This is a genomic window from Flavobacterium sp. P1_E4, assembly GCF_056405915.1.
The window spans coordinates 53,923-78,593 of the sequence record NZ_JBFUBE010000005.1; the positions used below are offsets into that span (position 1 = coordinate 53,923).

The following is a 24,671-nucleotide window of genomic DNA, read 5'->3' on the forward strand; positions in this document are numbered from 1 at the left end:
TATAGAAAAGATGAGTGCAAGTTTTGATAGAAGAACCGCTATAAAAGGCATTCTCGCAGGAACTGTGACTTTAGGGATTCCAACAGGCTTATCTGCTTTTGCTGCTCCTAAAGAAGAATTGAAATTGGAATCGAATATGTTGAAAGGAAGAATTAATCATTCAGTAGCTCGTTGGTGTTTTAATGATTTTGATATCGAAACACTTTGTGTGGAAGCTAAAAAAATTGGAATTACCGGTATTGATTTGGTTGGCCCAAAAGATTGGCCAGTACTTAAGAAACATAATCTTGTTTCCACTATGTGTAATGGTGCCGAATTAAATTTAGTAGATGGTTTTAATGATCCAAAATTTCATGAGCAATTGATTAAAAATTATACCGAAATGATTCCTTTGGTTGCTGAAGCTGGATATAAAAACTTGATTTGTTTTAGCGGAAGCCGAAGAGGAAAAACTGATGAAGAAGGTTGGAATAATTGTGTAGTAGGTCTGCAAAAATTGATTCCGTTGGCCGAAAAACATAAAGTAACTTTGGTTATGGAGCTTCTGAACAGTAAGATTGACCACAAAGATTATCAATGTGATAAAACCTATTGGGGAGTGGAATTGGCAAAACGAATCAATTCGGAAAATTTTAAATTGCTTTATGATATTTACCATATGCAAATTGACGAAGGTGATGTAATTAGAACTATTAGAGAAAATCATAAACACATTGCTCACTATCATACTGGTGGAGTTCCTGGACGCAATGAAATTGATGAAAGTCAAGAACTCAATTATAGCGCTATAATGAAAGCCATTGCAGATACTGGTTTTACAGGTTTTGTGGGGCAAGAATTCATTCCTAAACAAAAAGATAAAATAGCCTCTTTGAAAAAGGCAATTGCAATTTGTGATATTTAATAATTTTAAAAAATAAAAGCAATGATAAAACGTAGAGATTTTATAATTAACAGCGGTTTGGCTTTAGGTGCTTTGGCAATTGCTCCTTCCCTTGCCTTTTCAATTAAGCCAAAAAATATTGGTCTTCAATTATATACTTTGAGAGACGCATTTTCTAAAGATGTAAAAGGAGTTTTAGAACATGTGGCTAAGTCTGGGTATAAAGAAGTAGAAACTTATGGATTTTCAGCCGAAAAAGGTTTTTTTGGTACTTCTCCAAAAGATTTCAAAAAAATACTTAGTGATAATGGACTAAAAGCAACAAGTGGACATTATGATTTTAAATCATTTATAAAAGACAATAATGCTGATTTTCTTAAAGCATCTATTGAATGTGCCAAAGTATTAGGAAGTGAATATGTGGTTGTTCCGTGGTTGGAAGAGAGTTTGAGAAGTAATTTAGAAGATTATAAACGAATTGCTCAAAAAGTAAACGAAGCAGCAACTTTATGTAAGCAATCAGGATTGAAATTGGCTTACCATAATCATGATTTTGAGTTTGTGAAATATGGCACTCAATGTGGATATGATATTTTATTGCAGGAAACAGATAAAAAGCTAGTCGATTTTGAATTGGATTTATACTGGGCAGTTCGCTCAGGAAATGATCCTTTGCAATTGTTTAAAGCTAATCCTGGCAGATTTAAGATGTGGCACGTAAAAGATATGGATAAATCCAAAGTGGAATGGAATACAGAAATAGGTGAAGGAAGTATCAACTTTAAAGCCATTTTTGCAGAAGCCAAACTTTCGGGAATGGAACGCTTTTTTGTAGAACAAGAAACGAATTATTCTCCAAATCCAACTGATTCTATTAAAGCAAGTTGGGAATATGTATCCAAAGAGTTAATTTAATAAAAAAGACCAGCAATTGCTGGTCTTTTTTATTAAGAAGTAAAAACTATTTAATTTGTATTCTTTGAAAAAACATAGTAATCTTTATTTACTTCTACTTTTTCAATTTTAGAAGAATTTTCGAATTCACTCCAGTCTGCTTTTGGGTTCAAAGTAATCTCAGTTCCGTTTAGGGCAACCTTTACAGGCATAACAAAACTAGAAACAATATTTGTCCAACGGTATTTCAAAATATTGTCTTGAAAAGTATATTCTAATGTTGGAATTCTGATATCTCTTAAATATTGATTGAAGAAAGGATTCAAATCCATACCAACCTGTTGACTTAAGTAATCTTCAATTTGTTTGGTAGTTACTGTTTGATGGTAAAAAGTACTGTTTAAACCTCTCAAGATACTTCTCCATTTTTCATCATTATTAACGATTTGACGTAATGTATGCAACATATTAGAACCTTTGTAATACATGTCTCCAGACCCTTCATTGTTTACATTATAGTGACCGATGATTGGTTTGTCGTTTTGAATGTTTTTTCGAATCCCTCTTTCATATTCAAAACCTGCTTCTTTCCCATAATAGTACTCTAAAAAAAGACTTTCGGAATAATTAGTGAAACTCTCGTGAATCCACATATCGGCAATATCTTTATAAGTGATATTATTGGCAAACCATTCGTGTCCCGATTCGTGGACAATAATAAAATCAAACTTTAATCCCCAACCGGTACCACTCAAATCGCTTCCTAAATAACCATTTTTATAACCATTCCCATAAGTCACACTACTTTGATGTTCCATCCCTAAATAGGGAACTTCAACCAATTTGTAGCTGTCTTCATAGAATGGATAAGGGCCAAACCAATGTTCAAAAGCTTTCAACATTCTAGGTACTTCTTTGAATTGTTCTTTGGCTTTTGCCAAATTTTCTTTTAAAACATAATAAGTACAATCCAAATCACCTTTTTCTCCTTTGTATTTTTCAGAAAAAGTCACGTAATCACCAATATTGATATTTACTCCATAATTATTGATTGGATTTTTCACAACCCAAGTATATGTTTTTGTACCGTCTTTTAGTGTTTTTACATTTTGTAAACGACCATTGGAAACATCTGTTAATTTCCTTGGAACATTTACGCTAATTTTCATTCCTTCAACCTCATCATACATATGGTCTTTGTTTGGCCACCAAACACTCGCTCCCAATCCTTGACAGGAAGAAGCTATAAAATCCTTTCCGTTTTTATCTTTTTTCCAAGTTATTCCTCCATCCCACGGGGGTCTAACAGCTACTTTTGGTTTACCGTGATAAAATACTTTTACTTCTTTTATAGCACCTGCATTTTGTGCAGAAGCTAATGTTATGAAAAATACATTACCTTCTCTTTTGTATTTTAATGCAACTCCGTCTTGAGTAACTTTGGAAATTTCCATCGGAGTTTGCAAGTCAATTTGCATTATGTTATAAGGCTGTAAAACTTTATATTGAATGGTGTTAGAGCCTGTAATTGTGCTATCAGCAGGGTTTATTTTAACATCCAAAGAATAATGTTTTACATCCCACCAAACTCTTTCTTTGGTGATACTACCTCTTAAAGAATCTTGTTGAGTAAAAAGAATTTCAGACTTACCAAGAAGCCCTTGTGAACTAGCTCCATTATATGCAAATAGAGAAAAAAAGAGAATGCCCAAATGTTTTTTCATACATTTTAATTTTTGAAGAATAGGTATTTAAACTAATATTATGTTGAAACAAATGTAAACATTCAATTGTAAATTAGAACTATTTTCAATTTTCTGCCATATAAAAAATATTGTTTTCTTAAATTACTTTCCTAATTTTAGCAAAGCGCAAAGTTAAAAACCTAATTATGAATATTAACCGTTTATTTTGTTTTGTTTTTTTTTGTTATTCAGTTGTGATCCATTCACAAACAATTCCAATATACAAAATAACGAGTGCACCAATAATAGATGGTGATTTATCCGATTGGAAAACTCCCTTCATTGGACCGTTTGTGAAGCACAACTCTGGAGAAAAAGGTTCTCAAGAGACTTATGTTTCACTTTCATGGGATTCTGAAAATCTTTATTTAGGATACCGCTGTAGTGATTCTAAAATTGTAGGGACAACAAGGAAACATGATTATCCTATTTTTGAGAGTGATGATTTAGTTGAAATTTTTATTGATCCAGATGGTGACAGTCAAAATTATCTTGAAATTGGTGTGAATGCTTTTTCAACGAATTACGATATGATTATTAATTGTGTATCGCCTGATTGTGGAGGATGGAAAACGGATATTTCTTTGGATATTCCACAAATGATAGCCGTTAGCAAAATCAACAATAATGGATATAGCGTAGAAATTAAAATTCCTTTTTCCAGTTTATGTGCCATCAAAAATAGTGGTTTTTTAATCCCAACGGTAAATACAAAATGGAAAGGAAATGTTTTTAGGATTGATTATGGAAAACAAACAGATTATCTAGCAATTTCGACTTATAGTGGTTCACAATTTGGTTTTCACCAGCCGGAACAATTTAAAACATTTGAGTTTAAAGATGCTTTCAATAATTGAATTAGATTTAATTCTAATAATAAATAAGAAAACCTCAAAAGTTAAATTAACAGTTGAGGCTTATTTATTAGAATTTTGTGCTATTATTTCTGACGGCTTTTTAAAACATCAACTACATCATTCAACTGAAATCCTTTTGCTTGTAATAAAATCAAATAGTGAAATAGTAAATCGGCGCTTTCGCTCAAGAATAAATCATCGTTGTCATCTTTAGCCTCAATTACCACTTCTACTGCTTCTTCTCCAACTTTTTGGGCAATTTTATTGATTCCCAATTTGAATAATGAAGCTACATAACTTTTTTCAGAATCAGCATTTTCTCTTCGGGTTTGGATAGTGTTTTCAAGATTTGAAATAAAACCATATTCCTGCTTATTTTCGGTTGCCCAACAAGTATCAGTTCCCTTGTGGCAGGTTGGTCCCACTGGTTGAACTTGAATTAACAGCGTATCGTTATCACAGTCGTTTTTGATATCAACCAAATTCAAGAAGTTTCCGCTTTCTTCACCCTTCGTCCAAAGTCTTTGTTTGGAACGACTGTAGAAAGTCACTTTTTGAGTATCGATTGTTTTTTGATAAGCTTCGGCATTCATATAACCCAGCATTAAAACGTTTTTGGTTTCACTGTCTTGAATAATGGCAGGAATTAACCCGTGTGCGCTTTTTGAAAAATCTATTTCCATTTTGTTTTATATTTTAGAATTCAGATTTTAGATTCTGATTTCTATATTGTTGTTTTTTAATTCTTTTTTCAAAGTTTTGATTTCGATTTCTTTAAAATGAAATACGCTTGCGGCCAATGCTGCATCAGCTTTTCCATCAATAAAGGTATCTACAAAATGTTGCATATTGCCCGCACCGCCAGAGGCTATTATCGGAATATTAACCAATTTAGATAATTTTGCCAAAGCTTCGTTTGCAAATCCGTTTTTTGTTCCGTCGTGATTCATTGAGGTGAAAAGGATTTCTCCTGCCCCGCGTTGCTCTACTTCTTTAGCCCAATCGAACAAATTCAACTCAGTTGGAACTTTTCCTCCCACCAAATGTACAATCCATTCTCCATCAATTTGTTTGGCATCAATAGCTACAACAACACATTGGCTTCCGAATTTTTGTGCCAAATCATTAATCAGCTGCGGATTTTTTACTGCCGATGAATTGATGGAAACCTTATCAGCTCCATTTTGAAGCAAAACTTCGACGTCTTCCACCGCAGAAATTCCACCACCCACAGTAAACGGAATATTGATGGTTGCCGCTACTTTACGAACCAAATCAATCAAGGTTCTTCTTCTCTCTTCGGTAGCCGAAATATCCAGGAAAACCAATTCATCAGCACCTTCATCCGAATAGATTTTGGCCAATTCCACAGGATCGCCAGCATCACGTAAATCTACAAAATTAACGCCTTTAACGGTTCTTCCATTTTTAATGTCGAGACAGGGTATTATTCTTTTTGTTAACATTTAAATTAAGTATTAAATTGTAAGGATGAATTATTAAGTTTTTTTGAGATTATTTTTGGAAGTAATAATTATACTCTTTATCAATTTTAAAACTTCCACTCCATCATTATTTAAACTTAAAAATTCTTCACTTGAGATATAATTTGTTGCTTGTAAAAGTTCAAGCCAGTATAATGTTTCGTCTGCTTCTTTTTGAGAAATCCCCATTTTATGAATAAAATCTGCTTTACTTTCTGCATTTTTGGCTTCACGAATGTTTGCTCCAACAGAAGTTCCAGAACGTAAAATTTGTTTACTCATAACGTATTCATTTCTAGAAATCAATGTTTTGTATAGATTAACAACTCTAATTGCAAAAGCAAAGCTTTTTATTTTTATTATGTCGTCACTCATACTTAAAACTTACGAATTCATACTTAAAATATAGTTTTCCAATTGTTTCAACGAAATTCTGCCTTCGTAAATGGCTTTCCCGATGATGGTTCCTTCGCATCCCAATTCAGCTAATTTAGGTAATTCATCAAAAGTAGAAATTCCTCCTGATGCGATTAATTTGATGCCATTGGCTTCGGTTAAAATCTTCGCGTATAAATCAAAGCTTGGACCTTCCAACATTCCGTCTTTGGCAATATCGGTACAAATCACATACTGAATTCCTTTGTTTTGATAGTCTTGAATAAATGGAACCAAATCTTCATTGGAGTCTTCTAACCATCCTGAAACGGCTACTTTCTCGTTATTGGCATCAGCTCCCAAAATGATTTTATCCGAACCATATTCAGCAATCCATTTCTCGAAAATTGTTCTGTTTTTTACGGCTATACTTCCACCTGTGATTTGGTTTGCACCAGATTCAAAAGCGATTTTTAAGTCAGAATCGGCTTTTAAACCACCACCAAAATCAATTTTTAATTTAGTTTGCGAGGCGATTTGTTCCAATATTTTATAATTGACAATCTTGCTAGATTTTGCGCCATCCAAGTCAACTAAATGTAAATATTCAATTCCGTGAGCTTCAAATGATTTTGCTACTTCAAGCGGATTTTCATTGTATATGATTTTGGTATTGTAATCGCCTTTTGATAAACGAACACATTTTCCTTCTATGATGTCTATTGCGGGTATTATTCTCATTCTAAGTTAGTCTTAAAGTTTAAAAGTTGAAAGTCATAAAGACTTAACTTCATTTTATATTTTTAAAAAATTATTTAAAATTCGCTCTCCAACATCTCCGCTTTTTTCAGGGTGAAATTGAGTTCCATAGAAATTGTTGTTTTCTAAAGCAGAAGAATATGCAACTTCATAATCAGTCGTTGCAATGGTTTCTTTGCAGATTGGCGCATAAAAACTATGAACCAAGTACATGTATTCATTTTCGGCAATTCCTTTGAATAAATCTGATTTTAGATTGTAAATGTTGTTCCAACCCATTTGCGGCACCTTAACTTTTGAAGAAAATTTTACTACATCCACGTCAAAAATGCCTAAACCTTCCGTATTTCCCTCTTCAGAAGAATTACACATCAATTGCATACCCAAACAAATTCCAAAAACGGGTTGCTTCAGTGTTGGAATCAATGTATTCAAGCCACTTTGTTTTAGCATTTTCATAGCATAACTGGCCTCTCCCACTCCAGGAAAAATCACTTTATCTGCAGCTTTTATTTCTTCCTGATCGTTACTCAAAACTGCTTTGAATCCCAATCTTTCAATGGCAAACATAATGCTTTGAATGTTTCCTGCTCCGTAATTTATGATTACTATTTTCATTTTCTTAATTAGTATAATGTGCTATCATTTTATTTACCAATCCTTTTTCATTGAAAAACATAACTTCAATAGCCATTTTGTTCATGATAGATTTGTAATATAAAGCCACTGAATTAACACTAGATGTAACTTCTATTAGCTCAAAATGTAAATTAGGAAACTTAGTTAGGGCTTTATTCCAATAATCTTTGACTGATTGTTTTCCAACAAGTGAACCGCTTTCTATTCCTCCAGCCAATTTTATCATTGGTGTAGTTATTTCAATGTCTTCAGAATAATGCTTCATTATGTTTTCCAAATCATGAGAATTCCATGATTCGATCCATTCTTTAGCAAATTTTTGAGCTTCCATAATTATTGGTGTTATTAAAGCATTCCCTTTGTTGATGGCAAAATCATTTTCTCAGTATCGCGTTTTACGGCTACTTTTATCGCTTTCGCAAAAGCTTTAAAGATGGCTTCGATTTTGTGATGTTCATTTGTTCCTTCCGCTTTGATGTTGATGTTGGCTTTAGCTCCGTCAGAAAATGATTTAAAGAAATGATAAAACATCTCTGTTGGCATTTTACCTACCATTTCACGTTTGAATTCGGTTTCCCAAACCAGCCAGTTTCTTCCACCAAAATCAATGGCTACCTGAGATAGGCAGTCGTCCATTGGTAAACAAAAGCCATAACGCTCAATACCTAATTTATTACCCAATGCTTTGGCAAAAACTTCTCCTAACGCAATAGCAGTGTCTTCAATTGTGTGGTGTTCATCAACTTCTAAATCTCCTTTTACCAAAATTTCCAAGTCCATTTGGCCGTGACGCGCAATTTGGTCAAGCATATGATCAAAAAAAGCAATTCCGGTTTCTATTTTGCTTTTTCCTGTTCCATCTAAGTTCAGGTTGATGTAAATATCGGTTTCATTGGTTTTTCTTGTAATCGATGCTGAACGTGCTTCAAGTTTCAAAAACTCATAAATAGCTTTCCAGTCGGTAGATTGCAAGACAATTACTTCATCCAGTTCTTCTTTTTTACTTGATATTTCAGCGACTCCTAAATCATCTTCTGATTTCATAAAAATAGCTTTTGCTCCTAAGTTCTTGGCTAATTCAACATCGGTAATTCGATCACCTAAAACAAATGAATTGGCTAAATCATAGTCAGGATTGTCAATGTACTTGGTCAACATTCCAGTTCTTGGCTTACGGGTTGGGGCATTGTCTTCCGGAAAAGAACGATCCACAAAAATGTCATCAAAAAGAACTCCTTCGTTTTCAAAAGCTCTCAAGATAAAGTTTTGCGTAGGCCAAAAGGTGTCTTCTGGAAAACTGTCAGTTCCCAATCCATCCTGATTAGTAACCATAACCAATTCATAATCCATTTCTTTGGCTATTTTTGCCAAATATTGAAACGCTTTTGGATAAAATTCCAATTTTTCTAAACTGTCTAATTGATATCCTTCCGGTTCTAAAACAATTGTTCCGTCACGATCTATAAAAAGTACTTTCTTCATTTTCTTAAGCTATTAATGCCTCAATTAATTTTTTATTTTCTTCTTCTGTTCCAATAGTCAAACGCAAACAATTATCACATAATGGCTGAGTTGTTCTATTACGGATTACGATTCCTTTGGCAATCAAATCATCGTATCTTTTATTGGCGTCATCTACTTTAATCAAGATAAAATTAGCCTCAGTAGGATAGATTTTTTCAACGTATTTTATGTCAAGTAAAACTTTAAGTAAATATTCTCTATGTCTAACAATTGCTTCGATTTCAGATTTTATCGCATTGGTGTTATCCAATCTTTCTAAAGCTCTTCTTTGAGTTAATTCGTTGACATTGTAAGGTGGTTTTATTTTGCTTAAAACCGAGATTATTTCTGATGAAGCATAACAAATTCCCAAACGAATTCCAGCCAAACCATACGCTTTTGAAAGTGTCTGCGTGATAATCAAATTAGGGTATTGATCTATTTTTTGCAACCAACTTTCTTTTTCTGAAAAATCGATATAGGCTTCGTCAATCACGATCAAACCATTAAAATGCTCCAATAAAGTGGTCACACTATCTTCCGAAAATGAATTCCCTGTTGGGTTATTTGGTGAACACAAAAAGATCATTTTGGTATTGTCATCTATTGCTTTAAAGATTTTTTCAATTTGAGGTTGAAAATCGGTTGAAAGCAATATTTCTCTATTTTCTACCGCATTGATATTAGCCAAAACACCATACATTCCGTAAGTAGGTGGTAAAGTAATCACGTTATCAACTTTCGGTTCGCAAAACGCTCTAAAAATCAAATCCAGTACCTCATCACTACCGTTTCCTAATAGCATTTGGTTCGGATTTACTTTATTTTGCTTTGCTAATATGCTTTTTACTGAAGCTTGTTGAGGATCAGGATAACGATTTACTCCATTGTTGAATGGATTTTCATTGGCATCCAAAAAAACCATATCAGCAGTGTCGAAATCTTCAAATTCATCTCTCGCTGACGAATAAGGCTTTAAAACCTTTACGTTGTCACGAACTAAACTATCTAAATTAAAAATATTTGTCATTTTCTTTATTTTTTTAGACGAAAGAAGAAAGATACTAGATTAAAGACTTGATATTCAATTCCTCAATTTTATTCTTCTTATAATCTTGCTTCTTGACTCTTTTCTCTATTCTAAGCTATTCAATCTCAAAGTAACTGCATTTTTGTGGGCTTGTAGTCCTTCGGCTTCTGCCATAATTTCAATCGCCGAACCAATATTTTGTATTCCTTTTTCAGAAATTTTTTGGAAAGTCATCGATTTGGTGAAACTATCAAGGTTCACTCCACTATAATTTTTGGCATAACCGTTCGTTGGCAAGGTATGATTGGTTCCTGATGCGTAATCTCCCGCACTTTCTGGAGTATAATTTCCAATGAAGACAGAGCCTGCATTGGCAATATTATCTATATAGAAAGCTTCGTCTTTGGTACAAATAATAAAATGTTCCGGCCCGTATTCATTGATTAATTCCAAAGCAATAGTATCATTTTCTACAAAAATCAATTTTGAATTGGCAATGGCTTTTTCAGCAATAGCTTTTCGGGGTAGAACGTCCATTTGAGATTGGATTTCTTTTTCAACCTCATCAATCAATTCTTTTGAAGTAGAAACTAAAATTACTTGACTGTCCGTACCGTGTTCTGCTTGTGATAGTAAATCGGAAGCAACAAAAGCAGGAATAGCGGTTTCATCTGCTACAATCAACAATTCTGATGGACCCGCAGGCATATCGATGGCAACACCAAATTGTGTAGCCAATTGTTTGGCAACGGTTACAAATTGGTTTCCAGGACCAAATATTTTATACACTTTCGGAATGCTTACAGTTCCAAAAGTCATACCAGCAATGGCTTGAATCCCTCCTACTTTCAAAATTTTTGTTACACCACATAAATAAGCGGCATATAAAATGGCTGGATTGATGTTTCCATTTTTATCTGGAGGAGAGCATAATACGATTTCGCTGCAACCTGCAAGATTTGCTGGTACCGCCAACATTAATACAGTTGAAAACAAAGGAGCTGTTCCGCCTGGAATGTATAAACCGATTTTTTGGATTGGTCTTTTTTCTTGCCAGCAATTCACACCTTCGATGGTTTCCACTACTATGCGATTCGTTTTTTGGGCAGCGTGAAATTTTTCAATATTTGATTTTGCCAATTGAATGGCTTCTTTTAATTCTTTGGAAATAGTTGCAATTGCAGTTGCTATTTCGGTTTGGGAAACTTCTAAATCAGGAACTGAAGCTCCATCAAAAAGAGATGTATATTTTGCAACAGCAAAATCACCTTTTGACTGTACTTCCTTGAAAATCCCTTTTACAGTTGCTTCAATATCATCAACTGTTTTAGTTGGTCTTTCTAAAATTGCTGACCAAGTTTCTGGTTTTGGGTTATATATTTTATTCATTTTTTTTATGCTTTATGCTATAAGCTATAAGCTGTAAGCAATTTGAAATATATTTAATTTTTCTAGTATAAAAGCTTTAAGCTTTTTAAAGAACCATTTTTTCAATAGGACAAACTAAAATTCCTTCGGCACCAACTTCTTTCAAGCGGTCGATTACTTCCCAGAAAGTATCTTTGTCAATTACAGAGTGTACACTACTCCATCCTTCTTGTGCCAATGGTAAAACGGTTAAGCTTCGTAATACAGGAAGGATTTTTCCAACTGCATCAATTTTGTCATTTGGAATATTCATCAGAATGTATTTTGATTTTCTAGCTCTTAATACTGATTCGATTCTGAATTTTAATGTGTCAATTATTTTTTGGGATTCAGGACTCACTTTTGGAGAAACCGCTAAAACTGCTTCACTTTTAAAAATAACCTCAACTTCTTTTAAATTATTTTTAAATAAAGTACTTCCGCTGGAAACAATATCTACAATTGCATCTGCCAAACCAATATTTGGAGCAATTTCTACCGAACCGGATATTTGGTGAATGTCAACTGTTACTCCTTTAGAACTAAAAAAATCAATAACTGTATTAGGATAAGAAGTTGCAATTCGCATTCCTTCTAAATCTTCAACGGATTTGTAATCAAATGCTTTAGGCACCGCTACAGAAACTTTACATTTTGAAAACCCTAATTTTTGAATGACTTCAATTTTTTTTCCTTTTTCAACCAATAAATTATCTCCAACAATGGCAATATCAACCACTCCGTCAATTAAATATTGGGGAATATCTGAATTTCTCAAATATAAAACTTCTAAAGGAAAATTGGAAGCTTCTGCTTTTAGTTGATCTATTCCATTATCGATTGAGATGCCCGCGTCTTTTAGTATTTGGATGCTTTCTTCGTTTAAACGTCCTGATTTTTGAATTGCAATTTTAAGTGTACTCATTTTTAGTTTTTTAGTTTGTAGTTTAAATTAATGCTTGAGTACAAAGAATAGGTAATAAAAAACCCGTTTGATGTACTCAAACGGGTTTAGATTATTGTGATTTACACGCATACCATTAACACATCGCTTGAGAGCAATTATGAGAATGATGATGATGTAATTGAATTGATAACATAACTTTATAAAATTAGATAACTCTTTGTTTCTTTTGCAAATATAGAGGATAAATCAATTACAATCCAATTTTTATTTTAACGTTTCAATAATTATTTGTTAAATTAAAAAACCAAAAATGAGTGCGTTTATTGAATTGTCATAAAACTAATTAATCTTAGATCGTCTTTTAAATTAAAATAATAAAACACCTGCTAATGCTGTTTTTTATGCAGTATTAACAGGTGTGTAACCAACCTAAAAATAATTATTAGTAACCTACTAATTTAAAACTGCTTCCAAAGAAGGTCCCGCAGCGACTAAACGTTTTCCTTCTTCAGTATCAGTATATTGTTCGAAATTTTTAATGTAACGTTCTGATAAATCTTTTGCTTTACTTTCCCATTCATCAGTATTTTTATATGTATCTCTTGGATCAAGGATTCCTTCACTAACATTTGTCAATGCAGTTGGGATAGTCAAATTCAAGAATGGAATAGTTCTTGTTTCTGCAGCATCGATCTCACTGTTGATTATGGCATCAATGATGGCTCTTGTGTTTTTAAGAGAAATTCTTTTTCCTGTTCCGTTCCAACCTGTGTTTACTAAGTATGCTTTTGCTCCGTGTTCTTTCATTTTTCCAATTAATGTTTTAGAATACATTGTTGGGTGTAATGTTAAGAAAGCTTCGCCAAATGCTGGAGAGAAAGATGGTTCTGGAGAAGTGATTCCTCTTTCAGTTCCTGCTAATTTTGAAGTATATCCGCATAAGAAGTGGTATTGAGCTTGATCTTCATCTAAGATAGATACTGGAGGCAATACTCCAAATGCATCAGCAGAAAGATAAATGATTTTGCTTGCGTGTCCAGCTTTAGATGGCAATACAATTTTGTTAATATGGTAAATTGGGTAAGAAACTCTTGAATTCTCAGTGATTGAGTGATCGTAGTAATCAATTTCTCCGTACTCATCAACGATTACATTTTCTAATAATGCATCTCTTTTGATAGCTCTCCAGATATCTGGTTCGTTTTCTTCTGATAAATCAATTACTTTAGCATAACAACCTCCTTCATAGTTAAATACTCCATTGTTATCCCATCCGTGCTCATCATCACCAATTAAGTATCTTTTTGGGTCTGCAGAAAGTGTAGTTTTTCCTGTTCCTGAAAGTCCGAAGAATACAGCAACATCTCCTTTTTCACCTACGTTAGCAGAACAGTGCATTGAAGCCATTCCTTTTAGTGGCAAGTAGTAGTTCATCATTGAGAACATACCTTTTTTCATTTCACCACCGTACCAAGTTCCTCCGATAATTTGGATTTTTTCAGTAAGGTTAAATACTACGAAGTTTTCAGAGTTTAAACCTTGTTCTCTCCAATTTGGGTTTACTGTTTTTGAACCGTTCATTACAATGAAATCTGGTTGTCCAAAGTTTTCCAACTCGTAATTTGAAGGTCTGATAAACATATTGGTTACAAAGTGTGCTTGCCAAGCCACTTCCATAACAAAACGTACTTTAAGTCTTGTATCAACATTTGTTCCGCAATAAGCGTCAACTACGTATAATTTAGGTGAAGTTGAAAGTTGTTTTAGAACTAGCCCTTTCAACTCATCGTAAATTCCTTGAGTTGTTGGGAAATTTACTTTATCATCCCAGTAGATGGTGTCTTTTGAAACTGAGTCTTTAACAATATATCTGTCTTTAGGAGAACGACCTGTAAAAACTCCTGTTTTTACTGCAACTGCACCAGTATCTGTCAAAGCACCTTTTTCATATCCTTTTCTTTTATTAGAAACTTCTGCTTTGAATAGTTCTTCATAAGAAGGGTTGTATACAACTTCATGGTATCCTGTGATTCCTAAATTGTGTAATTCCTGAATAATTTTGATGTTTTTCATGGTTATAAATTTATGTAATTTGATGTGTTAATTTCTTTATCAAATGTACTCCAGCTATCAAAGAAAAAAACTGATTTTTATCATGTTTATCAAAAAAATATACGCAAACGTTTTCGCTTTTGCGTTGTTTTACAAGTAGTTAGAAAGATATTTTTTTAAGAGTTATTAATTTTTGTTAACGAGTTGATTCTTAGTATTAAAGTAAGTCAAAACTGATTTTTATCATATTAAAGTAACAAAATTATTAATTTATTTACATCATTATTCACAACTAAAATATAATATTATGTTTGATTGGTTTAAAATATTGTTTACCCCGACTGAGACCCCGGAAATGACGCAGTCTTTAATTGTATTGTTCATGGCAATCAGTGTTGGCTTTTTTGCAGGAAAACTCAAAATAGGCAGTGTTTCGCTTGGGGTGTCTGCGGTAATGTTTGTAGGTCTTTATATAGGTCATTTAGGCTTCAGTATGGATGCGGAATTAATTCAATTCGTACGGGAATTTGGTTTAATACTGTTCGTTTACGGTATTGGTATTCAAGTTGGCCCCAGTTTTTTTTCTTCGTTTAAAAAAGAAGGGTTGATTTTTAATGCTTTGGGTGTTGGAACTGTTTTTTTAGGAGGAATTATTACCTATTTAATTCATTTGATTGTTAATGTAAAAATTGAAAATGCTGTTGGATTAATGTCTGGGTCAGTTACAAATACTCCTGGTTTGGGAGCAGCCAAATCTACTTTGATCGAAATTCAAAAGCAATTGAATCTTCCTGTGGATCACTTTTCAGATCCAGCCATTGCTTATGCCATTACATATCCGATTGGTGTTTTTRGAATTATATTAATTATAATTTTATCCAAAAATATTTTAAAGATTGATTTATCAAATGAAGTTATTTTACTTAATGAAAAAAATAAAGATTCTGAAAATAAAATTGTTCGCAAAAAATGTAGAGTTACACAGTCTAATATAGTAGGTAAAACAATTCGTCAAGTATTTAAGGAATTCCACATTGAGGATGTGATTATTTCCAGACAAAAGCAAAGCGGAACCAAAGCGGTATTTTCTCCTTCATTAGATTCTGTAATAAAAGAAAAAGACGTTTTGATGGTTGTGGCTAAACAAAAGGATATTAATAAATTTATTGATATTGTTGGAAAAGTATCTACGGATTTATTCATTGAATCGGAAGATGATGTTACAACCAAAATCCTTAGTGTTACTAAAAAAACTGCAACTCATAAAACATTGGCACAATTGGATTTATACAATCAATTTGGGTTAAAAGTTACTCGCGTAGTTCGTTCTGGATTAGAAATTTTGGCACAGCCTACATTGGAGCTTTATTATGGAGATACTTTATTGGTAGTAGGAAGTAAAGAAGCAATTCAAGAAGCTGAAAATATTATAGGAAATTCAAAAAAAATACTTTTGGAACCCGATTTTCTTTCCCTTTTCGGAGGGTTGATTTTTGGGGTTATCATAGGTTCAATTCCGATAATGATTCCTTCTCTACCCGTTCCCTTAAAATTAGGATTGGCTGCGGGACCGCTTTTGGCCGCATTATTTATCAGTAGATATGGAGGTGTTGGCGTAATTCATTCGTATATCAATAACGGAGCAATTCATTTTATGAAGGATTTTGGAATTTGCCTATTCTTCGCAGCGGTTGGTATTAAAGCGGGTCATGGTTTCTATGATAATTTCATTGCAAATGATGGATGGATGTGGATTTATTATGGCTGTTATATCACTTTTATACCATTAATCATATTGGTATTAATTAGCCGATTTGTGTTCAAGCTTAATTTTTATCAAATGGTTGGTATTATGAGTGGTTCCTATACCGATCCAGCCGCATTGGCTTTTAGCACCAAATATTTAGATTCTGATATACCTAATCAATCATATGCTACTGTTTATCCGTTAGTAACTATCAGCAGGATATTGGTGGCACAGTTGCTTATTCTTCTGTTTGCGAGTTGATGAATTTTGTGTTTATTTCTACCAAAAGAGGTTGTCTATATCTATTTAGACAACCTCTTTTTTATGAATCTTTGGTAAATATGAAATTCAAATAAATTTTGTTATGAAAACTGGATTGCGAGAGGGATAGAAGCTAGCTACCAAAGTAGCGCGTATAGCCCGACTCCATTATGACAAGTGGGCGAATGAGCGGTATGAAAAGTAGCCCACTTGCCATAATGGGGTCTCGCCCTAATTCTTTTTAATACTTTAAATTAATACTCTAAAAGTGCTTTTAATTCGGTTTCAAACCTTCCTTTCGGCAAATACTGATCTTCCAGTGCCTTTGTAAACGGAATTGGAGAATCCAAACTCGCCACTCGTTTTACAGGAGCATCCAAGTATTCAAAACAATTTTCCATAATCAAAGCCGAAATATCGCTGGCAACACCACCAAACATAGAATCTTCTTGATAAATAATCACTTTCCCGGTCTTTTTAACCGAGGTGTAAATCGCTTCTGTATCCAAAGGTTGAAGGGTTCTTAAATCCAATACATCTGCTTTTATTTCAGGATTTTTGTCTAAAGTTTCCAAAGCCCAGTGTACTGCAGCCCCAAAAGAGATGATCGTAACATCATTTCCTTCTTTTAGCAAAGCCGCTTTTCCCAAGGGAATGGTGTAATAATGTGTAGGGACGTCTTGGGACAAACTTCTATATAGTTGTTTATGTTCGAAGAAAAGAACAGGGTTTGGGTCATTGATTGAAGCATTCAGCAAACCTTTGACATCATAAGGAAAGGCTGGATAAACGACTTTTAAACCAGGAGTTTTGGTAAACCAGGCTTCATTGGTTTGAGAATGAAAAGGTCCCGCCTGAGTTCCGCCTCCACAAGGCATTCTAACAACCACATCCGCTTTTTCCAACCAGCGGTAATGTGATTTGGCCAATAAATTAACGATTGGGTTGAATCCAGTGGATACAAAATCGGCAAATTGCATTTCGACAATCGCTTTATATCCATTAATGGACAATCCCATTGCTGTAGAAACTACTGCGCTTTCGCAAATGGGAGTATTTCGAACACGGTCTTTGCCAAATTGTGCAACAAAACCATCTGTTATTTTAAAAGCACCACCGTATTCTGCAATGTCTTGTCCCATAATAACCGATTTTTCATGTCGTTCCATTGATTGACGTAAACTGCTGGAAATGGCGTCTATAAAGCGAATATTCTCTACTTCTGCATTCGGATGAAACTCTTCATGAACATAGGGCTTGTAAACATCATTTAGTTCTCCATCGTAAGTGGGAACTATTTCTGGTTCGGCATTGGCTATAGCCCAACTTTCATCGATATCTTTTTTGATTTCATGTTGTATCTCGTCATCATGTTCTCTAGTAAGGATGTTGTTTAGGTACAAATAACTTCTGTAATTATCTACAGGGTCTTTTGCTGCCCATAAATCCATTAATTCTTGAGGAACATATTTAGTGCCACTCGCCTCTTCATGTCCTCGCATTCTGAACGTTTTGAATTCCAATAAAATTGGTCGTGGATTCTCAATCATCGATGCTTTTAATTCGGTCAACAAATTAAAAACTTCCAATATGTTATTCCCGTCAACGATGTGACTTTCGATTCCGTAGCCTATTCCTTTGTCGGCAAGGTTTTCGCAACGGTATTGTTCGTTGGTTGGAGTAGATAATCCGTATCCATTATTTTCAATTATAAAGAGAACAGGCAAATCCCAAACTGCAGCAATATTTAAGGCTTCATGAAAATCACCTTCACTTGTTGCCCCTTCTCCAGTGAAAACTGCCGTAACTTTTCCGTTTTTCTGTAGTTTATTTGCTAATGCTATTCCATCGGCGACACCCATTTGTGGCCCCAGGTGCGAAATCATTCCGATAATTTTATAAAGCTGTGTTCCAAAGTGAAAACTTCGGTCTCTCCCTTTTGTAAAACCATTGGCTTTGCCTTGCCATTGTGAAAATAAACGATGTAATGGAATGTCTCTTCCTGTAAATACACCTAAGTTGCGGTGCATAGGTAGAATGTATTCATCTGCGTCCAAAACCGCGGTAATACCAACTGAAATAGCCTCTTGTCCTATGCCGGAAAACCATTTGGACACTTTTCCCTGTCTAATAAGGATTAACATTTTTTCTTCAACCAGTCTTGGTTTGAGAATTCTTTTATATAGATCTAGTAAGGTATCGTTAGATAGATTCTTTTTATCAAAATTCATTTTAGTAGTATTTGGTGAGTATCTCAAAGATATATAAATATAACAGTTTAATTGTAAATTGTTATATTATTTAAAATCGTCAATAATTTTTAAAATAACTTATCTATTTTATTTTTTATCTTTGCTCATACGAAGTTTAAGACTTCTAAAGTATTAAATACATACATAATATGCAAAACATTCCTAGTGTTGACTTGCGTGATTTCCTTTCGGACGACCCGAAACGTAAACAAAAATTTGTAAATGAAATCGGAAGTGCATTCGAAGATATAGGCTTCGTAGCGCTCAAAGGGCATTTTTTAAACGATCAATTAGTTGATGAATTGTATGGCGAAATTAGAAATTTCTTTTCGTTGCCATTAGAAACAAAACACAGCTATGAAATTCCTGGAATTGGCGGACAAAGAGGTTATGTTTCTTTTGGAAAAGAGCATGCCAAAGGACGTAAAGAAGGGGATTTAAAAGAATTTTGGCATTTTGGACAGTATGTGGACGAAGATTCAAAATATGCTTCGGAATATCCAGATAATGTAGAGGTAAAAGAATTGCCACGTTTTAATGTTGTAGGTAAAGAAGCTTACCAAATGCTTGAAAAAACAGGTGTTTATGTGTTGAGAGCTTTGGCATTGCATCTTGGATTGGATGAATTTTATTTTGACGAATATGCCAAAGATGGTAATTCAATCCTAAGACCAATTCATTACCCTCCTATTACATCTGAGCCAGAGAATGCCATTAGGGCAGCAGCTCATGGCGATATCAACTTGATTACTTTGTTGATGGGAGCCCAAGGTAAAGGATTACAGGTTCAAAACCATAATGGTGATTGGATTGATGCAATTGCAGAACCAGATGAATTGGTAATTAATGTGGGTGATATGTTATCCCGTCATACCAATAACAAACTAAAATCTACAATTCATCAGGTAGTTAATCCACCAAGAGAATTATGGGGAACATCGCGTTATTCTATTCCGTTTTTTATGCACCCAGTGAGTGATATGAAATTAAACTGTTTGGAAAACTGTATCGACGCCGAAAATCCTAAAAAATTCGAGGATATTACTGCGGGAGATTATTTGTACGAACGCCTAGTTGATTTAGGTTTAATTAAGAAGTAAGAAATAAAATTCCAAAACCAAAATTCCAAATTCCAATGATACACTTTTGGAATTTGGAATTTGGTTTTTTATAATTTGAAAATATGGATTTACAGGACCAATTGAAGAATCTTTTTCCAGACCATGAAATGTCTCCGGAAGAAGCAATCGAAAAAGAAGCACACGAATTATATGTTCAAAAAGAACCTATGATTTGTAAATTCGAAAAAAGAAAAGGTAAAGCGACCACTATAATTGAAGGTTACGAAGGAACTGACGAAGATTTTAAAATCTTGGCCAAAGAAATCAAAACCAAATTGAGTGTTGGCGGTACTTTTAAAGATGATTCTATAATTATCCAAGGTGATTATCGTGATAAAATAATGACTATTTTAAAAGAAAAAGGTTTTAAAGTAAAACGTGTTGGAGGATAGGAAAAGTTTAAAATGGTTTAAAGTTTAAGGTTTAAAGTTGTTATAATATTAAACAATGTTAAAACTTAAACAATTTAAACTTTTAAACAACCTTAAACTTTAAACAATTTTAAACTAAAAAAAATGGCTATTCAACAATCCGAATTAATACTCAATCCTGACGGGAGTGTGTATCACCTTAATTTGAAACCCGAACATATTGCTCACGATATTATTTTTGTGGGCGATCAAGATCGAGTGGCAAAAATTACCAAACATTTTGATTCTATTGAATTTTCTACCCAAAAAAGGGAATTCAAAACTCAAACCGGAACTTACAAAGGCAAACGCTTAACGGTAATGTCTACCGGAATTGGCCCAGACAATATTGATATTGTCATCAACGAATTGGATGCACTTGTCAATATAGATTTGGAAACCAGAAAACCAAAAGAAAAGTTAACCTCATTAAACATTATCCGAATAGGAACCTCGGGTTCTTTGCACGCCAATATTCCTGTGGATAGTTTTGTTATGTCTCAATTTGGCTTGGGACTTGACAATATGCTTCGCTCCTATTTGGTTGATGCTGTTTCTAATGTTGAGATGGAAAATGCATTTATTGAACACACCAATTGGGATTTGCGAAAAGGAAGGCCTGTTGTTGTTCCCTGTTCTTCAATATTGGAAAAAAGAATAGAAAGTGATAAAATGCACAAAGGAATCACAGCAACTGCAGGTGGTTTTTATGGTCCACAAGGAAGGGTTTTGCGTTTGAATATCCAAGATTCAACATTGAATTCCAAAATGGATAATTTCCTTTTCGAAGGAAATCGAATTACCAACCTTGAGATGGAAACATCCGCTATTTATGGTCTTTCGGCTCTATTGGGACATCAAGCATTATCTTTAAATGCGATTATTGCCAACCGTGCCAACGGAACTTTTAGTAGTGATCCATACAAAGCTGTTGATGAATTGATTGAATATACTTTAGATAAACTTTCAAATAATATTTAGATGCAAAATACAATCTTTAAATTTGAGCAATTGCTTAACGATAGTAGTATCAATTTGTTGGCTATTGAAAACACTATTTTAGAGGCAAAAAATCCGGGTAAATGGTCAAAAAAAGAAATTTTAGGACATTTAGTTGATTCGGCGGTTCATAATTTGGTTCGATTTACCGAAATAAATTATGTCGAAAAACCATATCATCATAGGCCTTATAGTCAAACTGATTTAGTTCATTTAAATCAATATCAAACAATGGATATTAATGAATTGACACAGCTTTGGCTTTCGCTAAATAAGCAAATAGTTAGAATTTTTAAAAACGTTGATGAAAAGACACTCAATTATCAAATCATTTTGAGTGATCAATCTATAATTGATTTAAAATTTTTAATGACTGATTATGTTGAACATTTAGAATACCATATTAATCAGATTTTGAATTAAGATTAAATGATTTCTACCTCACTTTCTTCTTCAGATGTTCTCACGCAACAGTTGAAAAACTCAGGAATTTACTCTTGGGAAGATTTATTGTTTTATGTTAAAAACATACCTTACGGACGAAACGCCAATCGTGAAGATTTGTCTTTGGTTTTAAAAGAGAACAAAGGAACATGTAGTTCCAAACATGCATTTCTAAAGGAAGTGGCTAATCAAAATAAAATTCCAAACATCAAACTTATCATTGGAATTTATAAGATGAATGAAAGCAATACCAAAATTGGAACTATACTTTCCGATAACAATATTGATTTCATCCCAGAAGCCCATTGTTATTTAAAAATCGATGAGGTACGTGTTGATTGTACTACACCTAAATCGGATTTTACTAAAATCGAAAAGGATATATTGGAAGAAATTGAAATAGAACCTTATCAAGTAGGAGAATTCAAAATTGACTATCATCAAAACTTCATTAAAAATTGGTTGTCCAACTCAAATGCTACAATTACTTTCGGCCAATTATGGACTATTCGAGAACAATGCATTGCTTTTTTGTCTCAGTAATATTTATAACATACGCCTTATGGAAGTATTCTTTTTAAACTTCCTCATTCTTTTTTTAAAACTATCTTTGCAATTTGAAAAATATACCAATGAAAATAATACTTACTGGAGCAACTGGAGTTTTGGGATCGCATATTATGTATGATATTCTGGAGCTTTTTATAAAACAAAACAATAACGGAAAACTTTTTATTATTGCCAGAAACAAAGGAAAAGTTAGCGCCATTGATCGTGTTAATGAACTTTTGACAAGTGATTACACTCCTCAGATTTTGCGAAAAACTGGTTTGGAAAAGCTATATGAATATATTGAAATTATAGATTCGGATTTGGCGAATCTTCAGGATACTTTTTCCGAAAAAATAAAAGGAGCATACTTTATCCACTCTGCAGGTTATGTTAATCTGTCTACAGATGAAAATCTAAAAGAGAAAATTTTTGATGAAAATGCCAAAATAACCAAAACACTTTTCAAGACTTTTCACCCCTTTATAAAGAAATTCATTTACATAGGAACTGCATTTTCTTCAGGAATCCGCGGTGGATTGATTGATAATGATTTCCATAATTTAGATTTTACCCCTGAGCATCGAAATGCTTATGAGGATGCTAAATTTCATTCGGAGAATTACATTGCAAAAGAATGCAAAAAATTAGGGTTGCCATTCCAGATTCTGAGACCAAGTGTCATTGGAGGTAAAATGTTGGGAACCGAAAGTCCTTATTTTATTCCAAAATATATGGTTTTTTATCTTTTGGCCAAGTTCTTCCACTTTACTTCACAGCGAAAAGGAGAACAGGAAAATGTACGTTTCATCATCAATGAAGAAACAGGTTTAAATATTATTCCAGTTGATTATGTGTCCAAAGTAATTGTAAACACTTTTGAGCGTGACGACATCGAGCAATTAAATATTGTAAACGACAAAAGCTTCAATATAGTGAAAGGCCTGCAGTTGATTATGAAAGAAGTGGGTTATACGAATTTTACTTTGATCAAAAATCCACTGGATTTCAAATATAAAAACACTATCGAAAAACTGTATTACGAAAGCATCGGTAAGCATTTAAAACCTTATTTTATTACCAATCCCAACGAATACGATACTACTTTGCTGAATTCGATTCTTGAAATCCCAAAATTGGACAATGAGGCATTTACCAATATGATTCGCTATGCCATTTTGAATGATTTTAAGGATATTAATGTTTAAGTAAGTTGCTTAGAAACTTAGTACCTCAGTACCTTAGCAACTTTGTAAAAACTTAGTAACTAAAAAAAAACTTAGTTACTAAGAAACTTAGTATCTTAGTAACTTAAAAAAAGCAATCCAAGTCCCTACTTTTGGGTATTATGATACAACTTAACAAAACGAATTTTCATCAAGTAAAGTCCAAGTTTCAGTTGAAAAAGCCTTGGGATAGTTTTGTTATCTTTCTTTTAAGTATTCTTATTACAATTCCTTTATTTATAGTTCTTCACCAAAATTTAATTGATCCACTATGGTATTTTGGTCTTGATCGAATATTGCTTTTTATTTTCGTTTTTGCTGCAGTTTATGGCATTTTATACGCATTACGAACTATAAGTATAATTTGTATAGCACTTTATTTATTGATGCTTATTTATGGAAGTTTGTTTGGGAATTTTAATTTCAATTCTGTATTCGACGATTACAATTCGATGCTGTATTCAATGAATAATAATCCGTTTCCACAGGATATTATTATTGCTAAATTACTGCCATTCCCCAATAAAGATGAGATTTTAAGAGCAATCGAATATGAGAATCCAAAGGTGAGAAACTTTGCGATAATGGCAACAACAAAACATTTTAAGCACATTAAAGGCTATCCTGATTACAGAAATTTAATCCAGTGTTTTGCTGTATTCAAAGAAATCAATAGCCGGTGGAATTATGTAAACGATCCCAAAAATGGAGATTATATCGCAACAGCACACGAATCGTTGCTTTATTTTTCGGGAGATTGTGATGATCATTCCATTTTGATGGCCGCCTGCATACGCTCAATTGGCGGTACACCAAGACTGATTCACACCAAAGGCCATATCTATCCTGAAATTTTAATCGGAAACAGAAGTGATCTTGAAAAAGTGAACTACCTGATAAAAAATATATTATTTCCACAGGAAAGTAACCATAAACCCCTCAATTATCATATTGACGAGCACAATCAAGTCTGGTTAAATCTAGATTATACAGCAAAATACCCCGGAGGCCCCTTTTTATCCGAAGAAATATTGGGAGCTTTGACATTGGAGTAAATAAAATTTATGTGGGAGTGCCCCCGTTGAGAAAAGGGGCTTATTTATAGCATCGCTTATACGCCCCTTTTC

The 24,671-nt window shown here is 33.5% G+C and carries 24 protein-coding genes; 11 read left to right on the top strand and 13 right to left on the bottom strand.

Annotated features, from left to right (window positions below; all coding sequences use genetic code 11):
- Positions 1–10 precede the first annotated feature (10 nt).
- Together AC1DY0_RS06775 and AC1DY0_RS06780 are read left to right on the top strand one after the other, a co-directional pair.
- Positions 11–904, top strand: a complete 894-nt coding sequence (locus AC1DY0_RS06775) for a hydroxypyruvate isomerase family protein (RefSeq protein WP_477187878.1) — start codon at positions 11–13, stop codon at positions 902–904.
- A 21-nt stretch (positions 905–925) separates the two neighbouring features.
- Positions 926–1,798, top strand: a complete 873-nt coding sequence (locus AC1DY0_RS06780) for a sugar phosphate isomerase/epimerase family protein (RefSeq protein WP_477187879.1) — start codon at positions 926–928, stop codon at positions 1,796–1,798.
- 50 nt (positions 1,799–1,848) lie between these two features.
- Here the strand turns inward: AC1DY0_RS06780 and AC1DY0_RS06785 are convergent, their stop codons facing one another.
- Entirely contained in the window at positions 1,849–3,501 is a 1,653-nt protein-coding gene (locus AC1DY0_RS06785; protein ID WP_477187880.1) for a M1 family metallopeptidase, read from the bottom strand.
- A 167-nt stretch (positions 3,502–3,668) separates the two neighbouring features.
- Here AC1DY0_RS06785 and AC1DY0_RS06790 point away from each other — a divergent pair, with 167 nt between their 5' ends.
- Positions 3,669–4,379: a carbohydrate-binding family 9-like protein gene (locus AC1DY0_RS06790; protein WP_477187881.1), complete on the top strand. Its 711-nt coding sequence runs from the start codon at positions 3,669–3,671 to the stop codon at positions 4,377–4,379.
- Positions 4,380–4,462: 83 nt separating this feature from the next.
- Here the strand turns inward: AC1DY0_RS06790 and hisIE are convergent, their stop codons facing one another.
- The 11 genes from hisIE to pckA form a co-directional block, all read right to left on the bottom strand.
- Positions 4,463–5,062: a bifunctional phosphoribosyl-AMP cyclohydrolase/phosphoribosyl-ATP diphosphatase HisIE gene (gene hisIE / locus AC1DY0_RS06795; RefSeq protein WP_477187882.1), complete on the bottom strand. Its 600-nt coding sequence runs from the start codon at positions 5,060–5,062 to the stop codon at positions 4,463–4,465.
- A gap of 27 nt (positions 5,063–5,089) precedes the next feature.
- The gene (hisF, locus tag AC1DY0_RS06800; protein ID WP_477187883.1) at positions 5,090–5,845 is read right to left on the bottom strand and encodes an imidazole glycerol phosphate synthase subunit HisF; all 756 of its coding nucleotides are present in this window, start codon (positions 5,843–5,845) and stop codon (positions 5,090–5,092) included.
- A gap of 33 nt (positions 5,846–5,878) precedes the next feature.
- On the bottom strand, positions 5,879–6,238 hold the full coding sequence (locus AC1DY0_RS06805) for a four helix bundle protein (RefSeq protein ID WP_477187884.1): 360 nt from the start codon (positions 6,236–6,238) through the stop codon (positions 5,879–5,881).
- Positions 6,239–6,247: 9 nt separating this feature from the next.
- Positions 6,248–6,979 (bottom strand): 1-(5-phosphoribosyl)-5-[(5-phosphoribosylamino)methylideneamino]imidazole-4-carboxamide isomerase, encoded by a 732-nt coding sequence (hisA, locus tag AC1DY0_RS06810; protein ID WP_477187885.1) that lies wholly within the window; start codon positions 6,977–6,979, stop codon positions 6,248–6,250.
- Positions 6,980–7,033: 54 nt separating this feature from the next.
- Complete coding sequence (gene hisH, locus AC1DY0_RS06815) at positions 7,034–7,615, bottom strand: imidazole glycerol phosphate synthase subunit HisH (protein ID WP_477187886.1); 582 nt, start codon at positions 7,613–7,615, stop codon at positions 7,034–7,036.
- Positions 7,616–7,619: 4 nt separating this feature from the next.
- The gene (locus AC1DY0_RS06820; RefSeq protein WP_477187887.1) at positions 7,620–7,967 is read right to left on the bottom strand and encodes a nuclear transport factor 2 family protein; all 348 of its coding nucleotides are present in this window, start codon (positions 7,965–7,967) and stop codon (positions 7,620–7,622) included.
- 14 nt (positions 7,968–7,981) lie between these two features.
- Positions 7,982–9,118, bottom strand: a complete 1,137-nt coding sequence (gene hisB / locus AC1DY0_RS06825; protein ID WP_477187888.1) for a bifunctional histidinol-phosphatase/imidazoleglycerol-phosphate dehydratase HisB — start codon at positions 9,116–9,118, stop codon at positions 7,982–7,984.
- Between the two features lie 4 nt (positions 9,119–9,122).
- Positions 9,123–10,169, bottom strand: coding sequence for a histidinol-phosphate transaminase (gene hisC / locus AC1DY0_RS06830; RefSeq protein ID WP_477187889.1), 1,047 nt, complete (start codon positions 10,167–10,169; stop codon positions 9,123–9,125).
- A gap of 105 nt (positions 10,170–10,274) precedes the next feature.
- Positions 10,275–11,558, bottom strand: coding sequence for a histidinol dehydrogenase (hisD, locus tag AC1DY0_RS06835; protein ID WP_477187890.1), 1,284 nt, complete (start codon positions 11,556–11,558; stop codon positions 10,275–10,277).
- Between the two features lie 85 nt (positions 11,559–11,643).
- Entirely contained in the window at positions 11,644–12,501 is an 858-nt protein-coding gene (gene hisG, locus AC1DY0_RS06840; protein ID WP_477187891.1) for an ATP phosphoribosyltransferase, read from the bottom strand.
- A 435-nt stretch (positions 12,502–12,936) separates the two neighbouring features.
- A complete protein-coding gene (gene pckA / locus AC1DY0_RS06845) occupies positions 12,937–14,556 on the bottom strand; it encodes a phosphoenolpyruvate carboxykinase (ATP) (RefSeq protein WP_477187892.1) in 1,620 nt (539 codons plus the stop codon).
- A 286-nt stretch (positions 14,557–14,842) separates the two neighbouring features.
- Between pckA and AC1DY0_RS06850 the strand changes: the two genes are divergently transcribed.
- Positions 14,843–16,543, top strand: coding sequence for a putative transporter (locus tag AC1DY0_RS06850; protein WP_477187893.1), 1,701 nt, complete (start codon positions 14,843–14,845; stop codon positions 16,541–16,543).
- A gap of 254 nt (positions 16,544–16,797) precedes the next feature.
- Here AC1DY0_RS06850 and AC1DY0_RS06855 read toward each other — a convergent pair whose 3' ends face one another.
- Complete coding sequence (locus AC1DY0_RS06855; protein ID WP_477187894.1) at positions 16,798–18,774, bottom strand: alpha-ketoacid dehydrogenase subunit alpha/beta; 1,977 nt, start codon at positions 18,772–18,774, stop codon at positions 16,798–16,800.
- Positions 18,775–18,944: 170 nt separating this feature from the next.
- On the opposite strand from AC1DY0_RS06855, the gene AC1DY0_RS06860 reads away from it, so the two are divergent.
- The 7 genes from AC1DY0_RS06860 to AC1DY0_RS06890 all read left to right on the top strand — a co-directional run bounded on the left by AC1DY0_RS06860 (position 18,945) and on the right by AC1DY0_RS06890 (position 24,599).
- On the top strand, positions 18,945–19,895 hold the full coding sequence (locus AC1DY0_RS06860) for an isopenicillin N synthase family dioxygenase (RefSeq protein WP_477187895.1): 951 nt from the start codon (positions 18,945–18,947) through the stop codon (positions 19,893–19,895).
- Between the two features lie 83 nt (positions 19,896–19,978).
- Entirely contained in the window at positions 19,979–20,308 is a 330-nt protein-coding gene (locus AC1DY0_RS06865; RefSeq protein ID WP_477187896.1) for a translation initiation factor, read from the top strand.
- Positions 20,309–20,431: 123 nt separating this feature from the next.
- Entirely contained in the window at positions 20,432–21,307 is an 876-nt protein-coding gene (locus AC1DY0_RS06870; protein ID WP_477187897.1) for a nucleoside phosphorylase, read from the top strand.
- Positions 21,308–21,748: a DinB family protein gene (locus AC1DY0_RS06875; protein WP_477187898.1), complete on the top strand. Its 441-nt coding sequence runs from the start codon at positions 21,308–21,310 to the stop codon at positions 21,746–21,748.
- Positions 21,749–21,754: 6 nt separating this feature from the next.
- Positions 21,755–22,312 carry a hypothetical protein gene (locus AC1DY0_RS06880; protein WP_477187899.1) on the top strand — a complete coding sequence of 186 codons (558 nt, stop codon included), beginning with the start codon at positions 21,755–21,757 and terminating at the stop codon, positions 22,310–22,312.
- Between the two features lie 89 nt (positions 22,313–22,401).
- The gene (locus AC1DY0_RS06885; protein ID WP_477187900.1) at positions 22,402–23,526 is read left to right on the top strand and encodes an SDR family oxidoreductase; all 1,125 of its coding nucleotides are present in this window, start codon (positions 22,402–22,404) and stop codon (positions 23,524–23,526) included.
- Between the two features lie 140 nt (positions 23,527–23,666).
- A complete protein-coding gene (locus AC1DY0_RS06890; protein WP_477187901.1) occupies positions 23,667–24,599 on the top strand; it encodes a transglutaminase in 933 nt (310 codons plus the stop codon).
- Positions 24,600–24,671 lie beyond the last annotated feature (72 nt).